This window comes from Psychrobacter sp. PL19, from assembly GCF_017875835.1.
Classification (GTDB): domain Bacteria; phylum Pseudomonadota; class Gammaproteobacteria; order Pseudomonadales; family Moraxellaceae; genus Psychrobacter.
Genome location: NZ_JAGING010000001.1, coordinates 2245204 through 2264865, shown reverse-complemented (window position 1 = coordinate 2264865; position 19662 = coordinate 2245204). Strand labels below are relative to the sequence as shown.

Genomic DNA, 19662 nt, shown 5'->3' with positions numbered 1-19662 from the left:
TAAATTATCTCCTTGCCAAAAGGATTATATCTACGCATGGGTGCTCTTACTTTTAGTTGATATAAGTGTTGCGGTAGGGCGACACTGTTTGACGCAAAAGATTGCATCTGCAACTTATATGCTGGTAAACATGATTAATCAATGGCACACTCGTTAGTTATAATCTTGCGATAATTAAGTAAAGCTTTGTTTTTAGTTGCCACTATTATCATTTAATTTGTAATTATTATTTTAGCAGAAATAATGGGCAGGCACGAATGATAAACATAAATTGATAGTTGTTGTCTGCGTCTTTTTGCTCTAAAGCTAGCTGTATCCGCAATGATTTTACTCATATATTCCTGAGAATTGCTTTGATGATTACTCTAAGGCCATCTAAACCAGTTTGTTTTTGTTAGCATTATCTAGCGCGTTGTAGAATTTTATTATCTACTCTAACAAAATTATTAAATAACAACGCTTGTGATTAAGCCTATCACCACTATAGTCAATGAAAAGTAATATCGATACATAACCTACTGCTGGCATAAGTTGTTCTTGTTTGCTGTGCCTAAGCAGACAGAGGCTGCAAAAAGCTTATACCAGTAGTACCGTCGCGTTTTTAAGGTATTTTAACTATAGTACTCATCATTTTTTCTTCCACTTCACTATTCTAATCAGATTATTGTCTATGTTTACGATTATTCAGTCGCACCGTACCGAACGCTTGGTTGAGCAGTTACTGATTGCTTATAAATCTAAAAATCAGCCTATTTTTGAAGAGTTTATTGTCATTGTACCTTCAATGGTATTGGGTGATTGGTTGGATAAGTCTATTGCTAGCCAAGCCGGTATTAGTACCTTAGTCACCACCAAGTTTTGGGGGCAGTATCAGTGGACATTGATGCAAAAAGTTTTGGCTGAGTATAATTCGTGGCTTGAAAGCGTACAGCGTGAACAAGAGACTATCACCGTACCTGAGGTCGCCGTGCTAACGGGTTCAGTCATGCAATGGCGGTTATTTGGCTATTTTACCTATTACCAAAATGACATTATGGCGAATGACAGCCACCCCTTATATCCACTGCTGTCAGCGTTATTGGATGCAGAAGCGGATCGTAGCCAGCAAGATGTACGATTGTGGTCGTTGGCCACTGATTTCTCACGAGTATTTAGCCGTTACCTAAACCACCGTGAAGAATGGTTAGATCTGTGGTCGGTAAATAAAGCAGTAGAGGTAGAGGTATTGGTGGCGGCAAAGGACGAACTCTCTAAGAAATTTGATAAATATGCTACTGATACCCCGGATTGGCTGGTCGCTCATTATACTGAGCTTGAAGCTGCACAACGCTACCTGTGGCGCCTTTTATTTGCTGCTGTTTATGAGCATCGTGCGTCTATTGAGACTAGGTTTTGGCAGATTATGTCGGACAAGGTTAATAACGCAGCGATAGATATTGAAGCCATATTACCCAGCCAGCTGCATATTTTTACCATTCAGCAGTTGCCGCCAAATGAGCTGACGTTTTTGCAGCGCCTATCAACGCACATTAATATTACCTTACTCCATTACAATCCTTCGCAATTATTCTGGGCAGATATTGTCGATAAGCAGTGGCTGCAGCGGCAACAGGTGATTAATCCTGAAAGCGTGTTTTTACGAGATCATGGACATACCTTGCTGTCACGTCTGGGCAAGCAATCGCGTGAGACTTTTGCGATGCTGGCAGGTCTCTCTGGTAACGAAAGCCAAAATGATTTTGAACTGGTTTGGCAAGATAAGTTCGATGAAGACGCTCAGTATATTGACTCAGAAAATAGTGCTCAACCACTTAGTCTACTCGCACATTTACAGCAGGATGTATTGATGCTGGATGAGAGCGCAACCCAGCAAACGACTGCTGGACGATTGAGTGCAGCGCTGGGCGCGCAGATGTCACCTAATTCCAAGGAATCAGCAAAAGAGTTAGAGGATAAAAATAGCCTAAGCAATAATGAAAATAAAGATAATGACTGGTACGAAGATGCTACTTTAGGAGGTAAGCGTAACCAACAATCCCGTGAATGGCGATTGTCGCAATATGATAATAGCCTAAGTATTCATTCCTGTCATAACTTGCAGCGCCAACTTGAGGTATTACGCGGCATGATTGGCCGTTGGCTCAACGAACCTAGTGATAGCGGTAGACCGCGTCATCTGTCTGATATCGTCGTGCTATTACCTGACGTTGATCGTCACCATGAACTGATTAACTCGGTATTTGTCAATGGAGAAGGGCAGGATGGCCTGACGTTACCAGCGAAGGTGACAGGGGTGGTCGATAAGTCTATTCGACAATTGTGGGAAGCGATACGTGGTTTTTATGGCTTACTAGGTAGTGACACGGCACGATTTGAGGTCGCTGAAGTGTTGGATTGGTTGATGCTACCACCACTTTACGAAAGTCTTGGGCTGACCCATGAACAGATGCGTCGGGCTTGCGACTTGTTAGAGCAAGCAGGTTTTGTGCGTGGATTTGATGAGGCGCATCTACAGCAGACGCTTGACCCACAAGATTATGATTATCGTTTTAGCTTTGCTTATGCTTTAGATCAAATGGCGTTAGGTTTGGTAATGCCAGAAGCGGGTATTAGTGATTGTTTGTATCCTGAGCATTGGCAGGATAATACCTTAGCTGAGAAAACAGTGCCCATCTCAGCGATTAGCTTGGGCGATGCGCCGATTATTGAGGCGCTATGCCGTGTTCATACTGGGCTTGATGGGTGTCGAAATGAGTATCAAGCCCGTTATAAAGCTGAGAATTGGCTAAATAATATTGAGAATCATATTATTCATCCTTATTTTGGCGCACTTGATCAGACACGGCCTATGCGTGCTATTTTTAATGCGATGAACGGCTTTAAGAGTAGTCTACGCGCCAATCGTCATTATCAGCGTTATCATGCGGACAGTGATATTCAGGCTAATTCTACCTCGAATGATGCATTTGATTCATTGACTGCAGTGCAGAACGAGGCCAACCAAGTTGAGTCCAAGCTGTCGCAAGTTAGTACCTTACCGCTCAAGCTGAGCTTTATGCTTGACAGCATTGAGGATGAACTTGAGAGCCAACAAGTTAGTGCCGAGCCCACCGGAGTGATTACTTTTGGGCGTTTTGGTGCACTGCGTAACGTACCGTTTGGTTTAGTGGTTATGCTCAATATGGACTTATCTGAGTTTCCCAGTCGCGACCGTGATAATCGTTATGACTTGATGAAAGCCGGGTTAGCACAACGTGGTGACAGGTTTAGTGAAGATGATGATAATGGGGCGTTTTTAGACGCTTTATTGTGCGCGCGTAATGCCTGCTGGATTTTTTATAATGGGCAACGTTTAACCGATACCCATGAGCACCTGCCTGCCAATCCTGTGAGTGAGTTATTGCACTTTTTACAAGGTGAAGTGACGTGGCAATGGAATCCATTAATAGACGAGCAAAAAAAATTAGATGATTTAGATAATAAGCAACATGCTAACAGTCTTGACAGCAGTGACGTCTTGACCGCCCAAGTACAGCGTTATTTGCCCAAACTTATCGAACAGTGGTTAGTCACCCGCCACTCGGCACTGCCATTTGCAGCCGAAATATTTATTCAACATGAAGTGTCGGAAGGGTCGAGTGCACCAGCAGCTAAGAGTTCAAAGAACTCGGAGTCTGAGAAAAATAGCGAACAAGATAGTGGACAAGAAATGATACGGTTACTAGGCCGTGCCATGCAAAAAGAAAAACTAAGTCAGAAACAAACCAATGCCCCAGCGAGAGTTTGGCATGATGTATTTGAGCGCCTGCAAGCCCAAGATGGTGCTGATATCTCACCCCCTGTTAAAGTCGAGCTACCGAGCAAAGAGGACTATGCCCATATTGCTCAGCGGATTGAGTCAGATCGTGAGGCTGACGCTCGCTTGGATATCACTCAAGTCGATATGCAGTCTTTATATTATCAAGTCCGTCATCCGGCAAAGCACTTCTTAAAAGAACAGCAAGTGCATATCGTATTACCTGATAAGGACATAGTGCATCAAGAGCCTTTATCCTTATCAGGCTTGGATGCCTATAAGGTAAACGAGCAACTACTCAGCGAACTAAAAGCCAGTACTAAGAGCAATGCTACCGACAATGCTAAAGACGCTGCCGAATCTATTGAGAAAGGCGTAAGTAAGCAACAGACTGACTCATTAAATGCTCTATTATACGATCCTGTCATGCCAGCAGGTGTCGCTCGTCAATCAACCTTGCATTATCAACAGCTTCAAATGGCCCAGCAGTGCCAAGAGTTTGCCGAACAGCTGTCTGAGCTGGGTATTGATATCGATAATAATAGTAATAGTAATGAAAATAGCGCCAGCATGTTATTGACACCCTGTGCTGAGACCATGATTACTGTTTGTGCTACTGATATTAACACTCATGGTCAATTACAAATTAAAGGGACCGTTCCAACAGAAAGCAATCCAGTCAATAGTGCTAAGTCAACGCTATTAGAAATATCGCCACCATTGGAATCAGAGTCAGAACTAACATCACCTAAGCTTTGGTTAAACATCCTGCCAAATAGTGCACGCACGCAGTACCTTTTACGTTTTTGGTTATCACATGTCTATTGGCAGGTAGCGCGGCGTACCACTGAAGCGCAAGTAGCGGCTGATGACGGTAAGAGTATTTGGCGCTTTAATAAGCCTAGCGATGAACACAGTAAATATAAAGGTAAGACCGCTTTTTCACTAGCGCCCATCGCTTATGATGCTGCTTTGACTGAGTTGCTTAAATGGATTAGATTTTCTCATATCGCTGGCAAGACCCCAATGACGATATTACCAGTCCATGCCATGACCTATCTTGATAAAGTAAACGATCCTAAAAATAATGATAGTGACGTTGCTGTCGATACTCATAACCATAATCATGACGCCAGCCAGTCCAATTATCAGCCCAAACGCAGTGATTTTGATAGCTGGCTGTGGTCAGGGTATAACAGCGATGTGATCTATGATACCTGCTCACAACATGAGTTATGGCAATACATGCTTTATAAACAAGACGTCTTTACTAAGTTGATGGATGCTTTACCAGCATTGGCCAAGCCGTTGTTTGGAACAATGAATGACGCCTTAAAGCCGTTATAAGATTCATTAGTCATTATTTTTTAAGTGAGCTTTGCTCTAAATAGCAATAAAAAATATGCAAACTGTACGACTTTGAACAAGTGCCTTTTATGGATAAGTTTATGGATCAGCCTAATAACGATAGCATTGATGCCAGTAGTACGGCTAAAGTTCCACCTGTCAATGCGATTAACAAGACCGAGCAACCGCCGGCGATACGTGTACCGTTAAACGGTAAATATTTGATTGAGGCTTCAGCGGGTACAGGTAAGACCTGGACACTGACCGGTATTGTACTGCGGCTATTAATTGAAGCAAAGCGGCCACCTGAGCAGATTATTGCCACAACCTTTACTCGTGCAGCTGCTGCTGAGATGCGTCAACGTATCAATGAACGCTTGGTTGACTTTTATCAATTATTGCAATGGTTTAATAAACTACCCATTAATCCTATTACCCACGATATTCTTTACCCTCAGTTAAAAAATAGCAGCGTTAAAAGTTCTACAGGCAAAACCGTTGGTGATGTTAAAACAAATAAAGATGTTAAAGACGATAAAGGTACTAAGAAATCTGAATTACCCAATACTAAGATAACCGCTGAGCAGCGCCAAGAACGCCAAAAGTGGCTTGATACGCAAGCGCAGCTGGCAGGCAATACCGATCTTATGAATGATCCGGTTAATAGCTATCTGCTGGTGTATTTGTTAGATAACACGACAGACTATCCATTAGCTGATGCTATTAGGCGCTGTGCCTTGGTGCTTACTACCTTGGATAAGCTGTTCGTGGGTACCTTAGACAGTCTGTCACAGAAGTGGCTGTCTGAGTACAGTGCCGAGACTGGTCATCAGCAAGGTATGCAAATCAGCGATCATGAGCAAGTGGTCATAGAAAGTATCATTCACGATGCTGTGCGCGCGCATCAAAGTCATATGTATTACCAGCAACCACAGATTTATGCCCTATTACAGCATACCAAGCGCTTAACTGCCCCTGCTGATCATTTATCTGTTGCGCAAAAGGCCTTACAGTTTATATCAACTCCGATTGCAGAGGTTGAGCTGGGCGCAACAATTGATTTTGGCGCTTATCAGCAGGCGTTGGATAATTTTGCAAAGTGTGATTTAAAGGATGTTGAGCCTTATTTTGATATTGAATACCGTACGGCGCAAGGGTTTGGCAAAGCAGGTAAGATTGGCAAAAATATAGCATCTATCGTCACGATTCAACAAGTTATTCGCCAGTATGGTGCCACGTTCTTTACCCATTTAGAGGACAAGGCTGACGTTCTATACACCGAACTACCCAATGCTTTTATTAGTAAAGAAGAGGGTGGAAAGGTTTTTAATAAAGGTAAAGAAGCCGAGCGTTTAGTATTTATTAACCTTGACAGTATACAAGCACTAAAGACGCTGCGTGATTATGCCGAGCATATTGAGCTTTATCTCGATGCGCTAAATGAGAAACTGAACCGTGATATCGCCATTAAAGTACGCCAAAAGCTGCCATCGATATTAGAGGCACGGCACGAGACTACCTTTGGGTTGCAAATGGTGCGCCTAAACCAGGCGCTATCAGGTAAGCAAGGCGAGCGGCTGGCCCGTTATATCCGTCATCATTATCCGGTAGCATTGATTGATGAGTCGCAAGATATCAATGGCGAACAAGCGCGCATGATTGAGCGTATTTATCTTAAGGACACTAAAGGCAGTAACGACTCTAATGTTAAAAATACCCATCGTGGATTTTTATTGCTAGTAGGGGATCCCAAACAAGCAATCTATGGTTTTCGTGGTGGAGATGTCGCCAATTATAATGCCATGAAAGCGCTGTTTGATGATAGGCATATGATGAGCCTTGATGTTAATTGGCGCTCAAATCAGCGATTGATTACCGCGTTAAATCATTGGTTTGGTAGAGCTGAATCAGTGGTTAATGGTAATGATCCGTCAAACTCACAAAGCGCGGACCAATTAGCGCAGTTGGGTAAGGATATTTATTATCAGCACATCACTGCAAAAAATACTGACAACCATGCATCGTGGCAGCAGGCAGGATCAGATATTGACCAAGGTGCAACGACAGCAGAGCCAGCCAGTGTATCCGCAGCGGTGTTAGCGGAAACAGCTGCGATTCTACCCAATATATTACCCAGTATTTTACCCAACAGTCCGGTCAGCATTATTCATCTGCCTTATGACAAACAAGCAAAATACGATGCTTATGAGCTGACAGCGCTGCACATTGCCGCCTTGCTGGCCAGTCAGCAAACCATAAAGGGCCGAACATTACAGCCAAGTGATATCGGTGTACTGGGCCGCCGTAAGCATGAGTTAAAGCAAGTTGAAGATATGCTGAGTAAACTTGGTGTGCCTACGCTTGAGACTGCAGAAAACAATGTTTTTGACACGCCTATTGCTGGTGATCTAGCGGCCTTATTAGAAGCGATGCTAAAACCGCATCGCCGCGATATCATTAACCGAGTATTGACCAGTCATTTTTATCAGTTAACTCTCAACGATGTGCAAGCACTGATGCTAAGTACGGATGACGAACATATAGCGCCAGTAAACGTAGAACCAGGCAATACAGTACCAGAACATTCAGATGCTAAGCAGGCACAACTCAAGCAGCGCTACCAAGATTTCCAAACCTATCTCAAAACTGCCGCTACGCATTGGCAGCATAATGGTGTTTTGTCAGCCCTGCATTACTTGTTTGCTCATAATCCCATGGCCAAAGAGAACTTTAAACAGGGCAGTCAGCCAAAAGATAAGCAGAGCACGCACCAAAACGTGTGGGTGGGGCTTGCTGATTTAGAAGACGGTGCCCGTTATCTGATGGATTTGCGCCATTTGTTAGATATTCTAGCGCAGCACGGTATGCATATTGGAGAGTATGAATTACTGGTATGGTACAAGAAAAATATGAATAGTAGCCGTATACCGGAATGGGCGCGCCAGCAGCCACTACCGACTGAGTCTGGTGTGCAGCTCATGACTATTCATAAGTCTAAAGGTTTGGAGTTTCCGGTAGTCTATGTCATAGGTATGGACGGTGCTAGTCCTGATGCTAGTTCTAAAACTGGTGGTCGTAATAAGCATAAATTATATTTATATGATCATGCTATTGAAGGTGAAGTGAAAGCAACGCAGCGCAGACTATCGGCCAGTGCTGGTAAGCTGCACAGCCAGTCCGTAAAAGGTGATAAACCTACAGACTATTATGCCCAGTTTGAAACCATTGAAAACTATGAAGAGCTGAGGCGGCTAGCCTATGTCGCATTTACCCGCGCTAGTGAGCAGTTATATATGGTGTTTAAGGATGGCTATAATAAAACCGATGCTGAGCGTAAACCAAGCTTGAAATGGCTAAGCTGTGAGAGTCACAAGTTTGTGCTGCCAGAGCGATTACAGAATCAAATTGGCTGGCTGGAATATGAGACCATTGCAACTAATGCCGAAGCGCTAATAAAAGCTAACAAACAATCAAAAGGCACTATCAGTACTCAGTCTGAATTCAGCGCTCCCACGGTGACGCGGGTTGACTATCAAAATGCTTATGCACAAATTCAATCACGCTATTTCAAGGGTTGGGCAAAGACCAGCTTTACCGCCTTGTCACGGCAACTGGGCGAACAAAGCCAAGCGCTCGCTATTTTTGATGATGGTATCGAGGACGAGCTGGATTTGACTGATAGCATGGCATTGCTAAATAATAGGTCCTCTTCTATTTACCAAGGCGATGATGATATTAACGATATGATTTCCGAAGATGATATTCGTTTTCGCTTTGTTAAAGGTGCTAATGCTGGTACGTTCTTGCATGAAGTCTTTGAAAAAATAGATTTCACTAACCAGAGTAAATGGTCAACCATTATTGACCAAAGCCTTCGTCAATATCAGCTGCCTGTCAGTTATAGCAGTGCTGACTATCAACAACGGTTAGCGAAAAATAAAACGCCGATTTTATCATCACCAATAGGGTTATCAGAGAATGAGGAAGTATTAGATAACGATACTGAGTTACTAACGACTGCCGATAATCAGTTAGCAACCGACCATAATGAGGTGATAGAGTGGATAGCAGAAGTCCTGAGCGCACCCTTGCTAGCATCGGGCCAGCCACTACAAGTAATACCAATTAAACAGCGTATTGCCGAGCTGGGATTTAATATGGGATTGTCAGAAGATTTTACCCCTGAAAGTATTAATGATGTTTTTACGACATATCTACCTGATGAACCTGAAAAGCACATTCAGCTTACCGCCCAATACTCTGGTCATATCTATCGCTATTTACGTGGCGAAATTGACTTGGTTTATGAATATGCAGGCAAGTACCATGTGGTGGACTATAAAAGCAACTACTTAGGAAATAGCCTAAGCGATTATAATGATAAAAATTTAAGTGCTGCAATGAATAAAGCAGGCTACTGGTTGCAAGCTGCTATTTACCAAGTTGCTTTGCATCGTTTTCTAGGTTTACGTTTGCCTGACTATGAAGGTAATGAGGCGCAGTATTTAGGCGCAGTAGAGTACGTGTTCTTACGGGGCATTAGTACCCAAGGGACACATAATTACGGTCGCATACAATGGCAGATTCCGTTCGCATTGGTACAAGCCTTGGATGAAATGTTTGGTACGCCCAACGCCTAGCCTAATACATCAAGTAAAACGTGATGGTTTGATAGATAGTTAAATTAGCTTATGGCGATGATAGCTACCTTTTATAATCGATATAATTAAAAAAATAAATGGATAAATGATGAACAATAATAATAACGTTGAGCAAGAAACCGCTGAAAAAGTAACTCAAGACGCAAACAGTTCGGCAAAAAATATACCAGCCTCTCAACAGGGGCAGGCAGGCAAGCACCAGAGCAGCGTTCAAAGCAACGCTAATAGCGATGTTGGGAGTAGTTGGCCCACCACAATCAGTCGGTATCTATTACAGCGCCGCAAGCAGACTCAACTGGCCTATCATACTCAACTACAACCTGACGCTGTATATGCTGAAGGTAACGATACACAGGATTGGTTATTTGAAGCGGTATTTGAGGTGCTGGTACAGCGTTTGGAAGAGGGGCATACCGTATTAGTGTTGGAGGATAATTATCCTAGCACTTATATGCGCAACAGTACTGATATAGAAAGCAGTGTTGATCTATCAGTCAAAGGCGCTGAACTTTTCGGCTGGCAGCAGCAGTTATTGCAACCACTGTTGCAACCGTTATTCATAGTATTGGAAGGCACATCAGCGGCTGTGATTGACATTGAGCTTATGGAGCATACGGCGTTATGGGATACCGCAATGCGCCAATCCACTTTGCCTGAATATGAAAAGCTAATATTAGAGCAGCGGTATAACGTATGCGGTCAACTTTATCGCTATTTACAGCAGATGGCGGCAACTTCTAGCCCTAAAGAAAATAGCCTAAGTAAGTTCAAAAATATTTTAAGCCATCAGCCACTTTTCAAAGACGACGACCCTAGCAATGAAAGTGGGCCCAATCGGCCCATTATTTTTCACTCAGAGCGAAGTCCAAATAATAGCCATAATAAGGTAACCTTATGGCTACACCGTACATGGCAGGCTGAGTATGCGCTTGCTCATCACATTATTCGCATCAAAGCTCAAAAGGTTAATAAACTACCGATAACACTCAATCCACTTTTGAACACTGAGCAACAAGATGCTATTCATATGGCGAATCAATCCGCTTTTAGTATTATCACTGGGGGACCGGGTACTGGAAAGACCTTTACCGTCGCCCAGTTAGTGATTGCTCTACAACAGGCACAGCCTGACGAAGCAGGAGTAGGGAACACAACTAGTGCTAACTTAGCGTTAGCTGCCCCAACAGGTAAAGCGGCCCAGCGTATGCAAGAGTCGCTACAAAAAGCGATACAACAGGCTGACGTGTCTATACAGTTGCCAGAAGCAAAAACTATTCATCGTTTGCTTGGTATCGGGCAGGGGGGTCGGCCACGTTATAATGATAAAAACCCGCTGAGTGAAGATATTATCATTATTGATGAAGCGTCTATGCTAGGAGTGGAGTTAGCTAACTATTTAGTCGGCGCAATCAAGCCTAATGCGCGACTTATTCTATTAGGAGATGCCAATCAATTGGCGGCGGTGGATGCTGGAGCGGTACTGGCCGATCTATGCCGTATACCTGCGCTACAGGACGTTCATAAGCGTCTTGAGATGAGTCGGCGTTTTACTGAGGACTCTGGGATTGGTAAATTGGCGCGGTTGATTAATCAAGAAAACCTACAACGGCCTACGGATAAAAATGAGATGACCGCAGTTTGGAAGTTGTTGCAGGATGATGAGGCATTAAATTTTTATCACTTAACTAATGATATACCTGACAGTTCAAATGATAATAATGTGGCTTCTAGCAATGCAGCAATAATAAATGGCCTAAGTAATTATAATCTTTTAAAAAGCCTCTCGAATAGCTATCACGGATATGTGAGACAGGCTCAGGAAATATTGGCAAGCCTAGGAAAAGCAAATTCTGTGCCAACAGAAAAATATATCAGCCACTTTAACGATCTAATAATTTTGCTTAATCAATTTAGAGTGCTTACTGCTGGTCATCATGGCCGTTGCGGTGACCATTATATTAATCATTATCTAAGCGAACAGCATCGGAAGCAACTCAAGCTACCATTGTCTAAATCTCCTTGGTATCACGGACGCCCAGTGATGGTCTTACAGAATAATTATGAGCTGGGTTTATTTAACGGTGATATTGGTATTTGTCTGCAGACAGAAAAGGGGCATTTACAAGTATTTTTTGAGAACAAAACGCAGGGCTTAGCTACTAGCATGCTTAATGATGAGATGATTGCAACCGCTTATGCGATGACTATTCATAAGTCGCAGGGGTCAGAATTTGACCATGTAGCGATTGCCTTTGATGCTCACAATGAACGTTTACTTAATCAGGAACTCATCTATACCGCTGTTACGCGTGCTAAGAAACAAGTCTCTATTTTTAGCACCGCTTCCGCCTTTACGCATGCACTGTCCACACCAACTAAAAGGCAAACTGGGCTAGGACTACAATTCTTAGCACTTAATAATGCCTCTGAAAATTATTAGTCAGGAACTTATTTATAGCAAAATAAAGAAATAAAAAAGCATCCTAGTTGGATGCTTTTTTATTTCATATTGAGAGTAAAGTAAACGTTAAAAACTATATTTTGCTCTCTTTGATAGCATAGATACCGGGTAGATGACGTAAGTAACCATGGAAATCCATACCGCAACCATAAACATAACGATCAGCAACATCGATACCTACGAAATCAACATCAAAGCCTTCTATTTTACGATCGTGTTGTTTATTGAGTAATACACAAGACTCAATAGAAACGGGTTTCTCTTTACTTAATTCTTCGACGATGGCTTTTAGGGTAATCCCTTCATCAAAAATATCATCAATCAATAACACATGCTCGCCGGCGATATTAACATCGGGCTTAAATTTCCAATCCAATTCATTGGTGCCTTCGTTGTCACGATAGCGCGAAGCGTGGATATAGTGCATGCGATGATAGAACGTAAGATGGGTAAGTAGCTGACCAGCTGGAATCAACCCACCATTCATAACGACCATGACAATTGGATTTAAGCCAGCATAGTGTAGATTTAGCTGCGCGGCAAGACGCTCATAAGCAGCGGCCACTTCAATACTACTGATAAGGCACTCTGAGTTACGTAACGTTTTTTCAATTTCTTGATTACTGATTTGAGTCATAGGTTGCGCCTTCGGTAAAAATTGCTGCTTATTTTAGCAAGTTTTACCAAATTTTCCCAATGCCATATAACTTTTAAGACAAAATTAATCTGATATTGTTATCAATGCTTTATTCATCCGGTAATTCTATAAGAAAAGGGCGATAGAAACTTGCTAAACGATTCAGTCCTGCATCAGACAGCTGGGGCAGTAGTTTATTGATCGCCATACTCATTCCTTTATTAATAGCCGCTTTGGCGACAGGAATAGACTTACGTTTGATCATGCCAAGTTTCAGTGTTTCAGTAAAGTGGCTAATGAAATGAGTTAATGCTTCTTCGTTCATAGTTTCAAGCGCTGTTTTGAACTTTACTTTATTAACCGTATCTGGCGTGACTGATGCAAAACCTTCATTAATTTTTTGTGCCGAGTCTTTAGAGAGTTTAAATCCTACACGGCGTAGCCCTTCATTATCTATAAACATCGACTGGCTTTTTAAAAAGTTAAAGCTAGGCATAACGTCCTCATTGGTATCTTTACCAAGCAAGGCGTTAAGTAGTGTTTCAGTCGCGCGCTCAATAGTTCCAATAATTTTACGCATAGACGCTTGGCGTTCAGGGTTTGGAATCACATCTATTAAGCTGACCAATAAACTATCAATAAGTTCACTAGCAATCTGTTGTGTAAGCTCATTACGATAAGGATAGTAGTCAATTTTCTCATTTGAGGTAATAATGCGTTCTGCTTCGTCTATCATGTCAGTGAGTTTATCTGAGGGTATAAATCCAAAATAGTGTGCCATTACAGTCTCTTTATTTAAAATTTATTTATTGTCACTAGCGATGGTAGTGTAGAAAAAATATTACCGCTGAAATATTATTGATAGATATAAGATAATAATGCATATTTGTTAATAAATACGCCAAACTGATGAACAATAGTAAAGATTTATGAAATACAAGCATCAGTTTTTCTTACAATTTTCCAGTATTGATACTTAAATATTACAAAGTAGACATTAAACGTTACATTTGATGTCAAATCAGCTACAATTGACGCAGACCATCGATTTTTAGGTAAATCTTATGCCTCAGTTTTATATAACACTAGGGTAGTTCTATAATCACTTAAGCATAACATTCTTTGTTTACACTTAATAAATATAAACTTCTGCTTGGTATTCTAACTTAGCACAATCGTAAGCGTTTGACGATAGCAGCTTGCATTCAACAGCATATAAAGCCTCAGTTAAAAATAGATAATATGAGAGTAGGGTCGAACTCATATCATTTGATGTCGATTACTCTCAATGTGATGCCAAGCACAGAAATTGAGCCACACAAGGGTAACGCCACAGCGGATTTGTATAAGTTTGACTATAGACTAATACTGGTATCTTGCCAGCGTTTATTATGAAACAAAAACTATGAAATAAAAAACAAGGATAACAAGGTGAGAGTATTGACCGCGCTCACTTTATCTAGGGAGAGATAAGATGAATAGTGCCATTGTATTGTTACTTGGCGTCGCCGCGATGCTCTGCGGTTATATTTTTTATTCGAAGTTTATCGCCACCAAAATTTTAGCATTAGATAATAGCCGTCCCACGCCAGCACACACCATGAAAGATGGGGTAGATTATGTTCCCACCAATAAATATGTATTGTGGGGGCATCACTTTACTTCAGTTGCGGGTGCCGCACCGATTATTGGTCCCGGTATTGCGGTAATTTGGGGTTGGTTACCCGCTGTAATTTGGGTAGTCTTTGGTACGATTTTTATGGCAGGCGTTCATGATATGTCAGCCATATGGGCCAGTATGCGTAATCGAGGTCAGTCCATTGGCTCCATCGCTGGTACGGTTATGGGTACGCGCGTACGTAGTTTGATGATGGTCGTTATCTTCTTACTATTGCTCATGGTTAATGCTGTATTCGGCGTTGCTATTGCCAATATGATGATTAAAACCCCGTCAGCTGTATTGCCAGTATGGGGCGCGTTAATTGTTGCCCTTATCATCGGTCAGTGTATTTATCGCTATAAGATGAATTTAGTTTGGGTATCAATAATTGGGGTAAGTGCATTATATGGGCTTATTTACCTTGGTCCTATGTTCCCATTCGCCTTCCCTGAGACGGTTTTTGGTCTGCCTGATAATGCCATTTGGATTATCATTTTATTTGCCTATGCGGCAGTTGCCTCATTATTGCCAGTATGGATGTTATTGCAACCACGCGATTATATTAATGGCTTACAGTTATTCGTTGGTTTGATTTTATTATATGCCGCCATCTTTATCTCAACACCTACTATTGTGGCACCGGCAATTAATACTAATTTACCAATAGACACACCTTCAATCATGCCACTGCTCTTTGTTACTATTGCTTGTGGTGCCATTTCAGGCTTCCATGGTTTGGTTGCAACAGGTACAACCTCTAAGCAGATTGATAAAGAAGAAGACGCGCGTTTCGTTGGTTACTTCGGTGCGCTTGGTGAAGGTATGCTAGCGTTAGGTGCGATTCTTGCGGCGACCGCGGGTTTTGCCACACTTGGTGATTGGGAAGCCGTTTATCAAAAATTCGGTGACGGCTCTATCGGTGCCTTTATTGACGGTGGCGCTGCGATATTGAATGCCGGCGTAGGTATTGATATGGTATTGTCACAAACCATGTTAACGGTTATGGCAGCACTATTTGCGGGTACCACTATGGATACTGGGGTACGCTTGCAACGTTATATCTTCCAAGAATTTGGCGAGTTTTATAACATTCCAATCTTAACCAAAGGTGTAGTGGCTACGCTGTTAGCAGTAGGAACCTGTTTGCTGTTGGCATTTGGTGCCGGCGGTATCGATGGTGCGGGTGGTATGATCATCTGGCCTTTATTCGGTACTACTAACCAGTTAATGGCCGCATTAACCTTAATGATTGTGACTGTTATCTTATTACGTAAAGGCAAGCCGGTTTGGTATACCTTAGCACCCTTATCATTCTTATTAGTGATGACGGTGTTTGCGTTATTAATCCAGCTTAAAACCTTCTACGTTGATGGCAATTGGTTGCTCATTACCATGGATATCATTATCCTGATTGCTACCATATTGGTCACCTTCGAGAGTTTGTCGGTCTTACGCCGTGAATGGTCAGAGCATAAAGGGAAAGATAGAACTTAACTGACCATTTATCAAAAGTAATCATTAAAACTAACGGTTAAATTAGAAGAAGACGCTAGCAATCGCTGGCGTTTTTTTATGTCATTAAGTGATGATTGATTCTTGCAAAGAAAAGCAAACAATAACTATCGTGACCCATTTATCACTATAATAGCTAAGTATGCTATGTTTTAGCTATCATTCCATATCAGTTCCACATGAGTGTTACCAAAAAATTAGGTCAAACTATGGACAATCAAGGTAATAACAATCTGTTAAACCAGCTATTAGATGGCTCAGTGCTTCCAATGAAAACGCCAGATAACCTTGGCAAGGATGACCAGGTACAAGCACAAGCACAAAATATCGCACCATGGTGGCAGCGTTTTGCAGCGGGTCTTAATGAGTTCTATCATGCCCCTTATCGACAAACGATGGCACGTGCCGCTCGTGATGAAGAAGATTTCTTTATGCTGCTGATGTTTGCTGAGAGTTTAGGTATCGATAATCCAGCGAGCTTTTATACCCTTGAGTTACAGCCGTTATTCTTAGAGAACTTTCATGAGTGGCATACCCGTATGGGAATGGACAGATGCCCGTTTGATCACGTTGGCTGCTGCTAACCATAGTTATAATCATAGCCCAGCACTGTAGACAGTAACGTTAATAGCAAAAATAGTAACGATTAAAATAGCATTTATTGACACAGTAATTGAGACAAAAATACTGAGAAAAAATATGGCACTACAACCCTTAAGCTCGTTAGTTAAGCAACTGGGCTCGCAGCCCATTATATTTGTTGGTGGTAAAGGCGGGGTGGGTAAGACCACTGCAGCAGCAGCACTGGCCAGCTATTATGCTGCTCAGAAAAAGAAAACCCTCATCATTTCGACCGATCCTGCACATAGCTTAGGTGATGTACTGAATGTAGCGCTAAGCAATGAAAAAACAGCGATCACCCCGTACCTTGATGCTATTGAGTTGAATCCTGAGATCATCGTCGATGCTCACTTTGCACAAGTAGAACGCACTATTTCAGGCTACACCAATCCTGATATGATGCCCAAGATTCGTGAGCATCTGCGTCTATCAAAGTCAGCTCCTGGGGCACAGGAAGCAGCAATGCTAGAGTCGATGTGTCAGCATTTAGTGGCGGCTGCCGATACCGGCTACGATCATATTTTTTTTGATACCGCGCCTACAGGTCATACTTTACGTTTACTGGTATTACCTGAAATGATGGGTGCGTGGACGGATGGGCTCTTAGCACAGCAACGGCGACAAGCGAAGCTACGTTCAGTTGCTACTCATTTAGATACCAGCAATCATACAGATAATAAAAATGACGTGCCCAACCCGTTTGCTAAGCACAAACCAGATCGCTGGGAGCAGGCAGTTACCGTGCTTGAAAAGCGCAAAGAGTTGTTTCGTCAGGCAGGATTATTGCTTCATGACCGCACGAAAACGGCCATCGTACAGGTTATGACCGCTGATGTATTACCTTTGGCTGAAACCAAACGCGCTATAGAGCAGTTAGAAGAAACCAAGCTCACGCCAGCGGCAATCATAGTGAATCAGCTTATCACCCCAACACAAACAGACGAGTTTTGGCGGCAACGTGCTGATAGACAACAGCAGCTCATGGGTGACATTGAAAAAACTTTTAACAACTACCCCACATATCCGATTTATTTGCAGCAAACAGATGTGCGTGGTATTGAGGCGCTAAGTGCTCTGTTAACCTAAGGTGTTGGACTGGGTTATTACTCTAGTATCAACTCGTCAATTTATGGGCGTTCAAACATAGTGGTCTCGATTTTGTAGGTCTAAAGCTCATGAGTTTCTAGCTCATGGGTTTCTAGCTGGTGTGATAGCGACCAGGCCGCATCCATACGTAAGCTTTGTGCTTGTTCAGATTTACCGCTATTTAATGAGGACCATTGCGGCTTGCCGCGCGCTCTTTTGAGCTCACTTGGTAGCTTATGGGTTGGCCAGAGAGTCTTTTGAGTCGCGCTACCATCAATATAGTGAGTATCGTCATGGCCACTGGTTTTCTGAGCGTCAGCTTGCTCAGTGCTATATAACATTTGGGTCGCATCAGTAGCCGCATGGCCACGGTGACGTAGGGCGGTAAGTAGATCTATAGCACGAGTGGCCAGTAACGTTAAAGTAGCAGGGTCAATGTATAAGCGCTTTACCCCTGTTATTTTATCGGCGAGACTACTAGTATTGGACAATAGCCCGCCGGCGATACCGCCTAATATCGCACCCAGTCCTAAGGTAGTCCCTAAGGCTGCAGCATCAAACCCCAATCCTAATAACGCGCCAGCCGCCGCCCCTGAAGTAGTGCGAATACCATAACTTTTGAGCAACTCAGGATCAAAGGGGTCTTGCTGATAAGCTGGCAATTCAAGCGGTGTTGCTGCTGCGGCATTGTCATAAAACTTGTATAGATTTAATAAATGATGCTGCATGGTACGCTCGCTTTGGCGTACCGCTTCTTGCATTTGTTGTAATACGGGTAATGGGTCGTCGTCATTGTTGATCTCACGCACAAAGGCGGCAACATTTAATAAAAAATCTGCAATGATAATATTGGCCTCATCATATAACTGTGCCCAGTCTTCAGCTCGGCGTTGCATTAGCTGCTCGAGCATTTCGGCATGGGTAAGCATGGCAGCCAAGTTTTGCCACAGTCTTATCTCATCGGTAAATTCAAACGCCACCGAATCAAAACGTGTTGAAATATGTAGATTACGACGTGCCAGCATGGTCTGCCACTGATCGATATTGGCGTCTTGGCTATCTGTGAAGTTGAATACAGGCATCACTGGAATCGCAGCCCACGACAAAATAGCCAATTCATCCTTATACTTACCGAGTACCGGCTCACGCGCATCAATCACATAAATAGCCATATCACTCGCCAGCAGTTGCCTAACGACCTTAGCTTCTTGGCTATAATCGTGGTAGCCGTAACCGTCATTAGTATCCAATGTATCAATACCTGTAGACCCAGACGCAATACCAGACGCAATGTCGGCTGCCAAGAACTGTTGTAAACGCTCAATACCGTCTCGACGACTGGCCGTATTATCTTCCAGCCAATCCATCAGACCGGAAGCATCTTCTAACCCAGGTGTATCATATAACGCCACCAATACTTCACCCGTTTGACTGTCAGTCAGTTGGGCACGTTCAACATGGCGGGTAGTCGCTGCTTCATTTTTAACCTTACCGAAATAAACATCACGTAGTAGGGTGCGCAATACTGAAGTCTTGCCAGTATTAGTATGTCCAACAACCGCTAGTTTTAATGGCTCACCACTGGCAATCGTTTTTTTATTGCGCGCCACAGGTTCAGTTATTGATGATGAAGAATAACTACTATCAATGGTATAGACCTTATCTTGGTTTTTGTTAATACTAACAGTCGATTCATGGCTTAAGGGCTCTTGGTTAAAGGCTTTTTGGTTAAAGGGCTTTTGGTTGAGGGTATCTGTATCTCCCGATGCCAATAATACCTGACTTGGTTCAGAGGGTGCATCGTAAGCTTTATCTGCAAAAAGACTTTTTTGCAGATTGGGGTTATTGACGTCAATATTTTTATTATTATCATGATTCATA

General features: G+C 42.6%; 9 protein-coding genes. 6 read left to right on the top strand and 3 right to left on the bottom strand.

Annotation, left to right across the window (positions count from 1 at the left end; genetic code table 11):
• The first annotated feature begins 670 nt into the window (after positions 1-670).
• The 3 genes from H4W00_RS09130 to recD all read left to right on the top strand — a co-directional run bounded on the left by H4W00_RS09130 (position 671) and on the right by recD (position 12244).
• Positions 671-5143: an exodeoxyribonuclease V subunit gamma gene (locus H4W00_RS09130; RefSeq protein ID WP_209957464.1), complete on the top strand. Its 4473-nt coding sequence runs from the start codon at positions 671-673 to the stop codon at positions 5141-5143.
• Positions 5144-5244: 101 nt separating this feature from the next.
• Positions 5245-9783, top strand: a complete 4539-nt coding sequence (locus H4W00_RS09125) for a UvrD-helicase domain-containing protein (protein ID WP_334684934.1) — start codon at positions 5245-5247, stop codon at positions 9781-9783.
• Positions 9784-9892: 109 nt separating this feature from the next.
• A complete protein-coding gene (gene recD, locus H4W00_RS09120) occupies positions 9893-12244 on the top strand; it encodes an exodeoxyribonuclease V subunit alpha (protein WP_209957460.1) in 2352 nt (783 codons plus the stop codon).
• Positions 12245-12338: 94 nt separating this feature from the next.
• Here the strand turns inward: recD and H4W00_RS09115 are convergent, their stop codons facing one another.
• Positions 12339-12902 (bottom strand): hypoxanthine-guanine phosphoribosyltransferase, encoded by a 564-nt coding sequence (locus tag H4W00_RS09115; protein WP_209957458.1) that lies wholly within the window; start codon positions 12900-12902, stop codon positions 12339-12341.
• A 109-nt stretch (positions 12903-13011) separates the two neighbouring features.
• Positions 13012-13683 (bottom strand): hypothetical protein, encoded by a 672-nt coding sequence (locus tag H4W00_RS09110; RefSeq protein WP_209957456.1) that lies wholly within the window; start codon positions 13681-13683, stop codon positions 13012-13014.
• Between the two features lie 693 nt (positions 13684-14376).
• On the opposite strand from H4W00_RS09110, the gene H4W00_RS09105 reads away from it, so the two are divergent.
• The 3 genes from H4W00_RS09105 to H4W00_RS09095 all read left to right on the top strand — a co-directional run bounded on the left by H4W00_RS09105 (position 14377) and on the right by H4W00_RS09095 (position 17781).
• The gene (locus tag H4W00_RS09105) at positions 14377-16056 is read left to right on the top strand and encodes a carbon starvation CstA family protein (protein WP_209957454.1); all 1680 of its coding nucleotides are present in this window, start codon (positions 14377-14379) and stop codon (positions 16054-16056) included.
• A 287-nt stretch (positions 16057-16343) separates the two neighbouring features.
• Positions 16344-16658: a cory-CC-star protein gene (locus H4W00_RS09100; protein WP_327193625.1), complete on the top strand. Its 315-nt coding sequence runs from the start codon at positions 16344-16346 to the stop codon at positions 16656-16658.
• A gap of 115 nt (positions 16659-16773) precedes the next feature.
• The gene (locus H4W00_RS09095; RefSeq protein WP_209957452.1) at positions 16774-17781 is read left to right on the top strand and encodes an ArsA family ATPase; all 1008 of its coding nucleotides are present in this window, start codon (positions 16774-16776) and stop codon (positions 17779-17781) included.
• 80 nt (positions 17782-17861) lie between these two features.
• Here the strand turns inward: H4W00_RS09095 and H4W00_RS09090 are convergent, their stop codons facing one another.
• Positions 17862-19661, bottom strand: coding sequence for a DUF3482 domain-containing protein (locus H4W00_RS09090; protein ID WP_334684933.1), 1800 nt, complete (start codon positions 19659-19661; stop codon positions 17862-17864).
• Position 19662: the final 1 nt, after the last annotated feature.

Bases quoted from the DNA above. Each gene is read 5' to 3' on its own strand.
- H4W00_RS09130 (WP_209957464.1), top strand. From the start codon at position 671: ATGTTTACGATTATTCAGTCGCACCGTACCGAACGCTTGGTTGAGCAG.
- H4W00_RS09125 (WP_334684934.1), top strand. From the start codon at position 5,245: ATGGATCAGCCTAATAACGATAGCATTGATGCCAGTAGTACGGCTAAA.
- recD (WP_209957460.1), top strand. From the start codon at position 9,893: ATGAACAATAATAATAACGTTGAGCAAGAAACCGCTGAAAAAGTAACT.
- H4W00_RS09115 (WP_209957458.1), bottom strand. From the start codon at position 12,902: ATGACTCAAATCAGTAATCAAGAAATTGAAAAAACGTTACGTAACTCA.
- H4W00_RS09110 (WP_209957456.1), bottom strand. From the start codon at position 13,683: ATGGCACACTATTTTGGATTTATACCCTCAGATAAACTCACTGACATG.
- H4W00_RS09105 (WP_209957454.1), top strand. From the start codon at position 14,377: ATGAATAGTGCCATTGTATTGTTACTTGGCGTCGCCGCGATGCTCTGC.
- H4W00_RS09100 (WP_327193625.1), top strand. From the start codon at position 16,344: ATGAAAACGCCAGATAACCTTGGCAAGGATGACCAGGTACAAGCACAA.
- H4W00_RS09095 (WP_209957452.1), top strand. From the start codon at position 16,774: ATGGCACTACAACCCTTAAGCTCGTTAGTTAAGCAACTGGGCTCGCAG.
- H4W00_RS09090 (WP_334684933.1), bottom strand. From the start codon at position 19,661: ATGAATCATGATAATAATAAAAATATTGACGTCAATAACCCCAATCTG.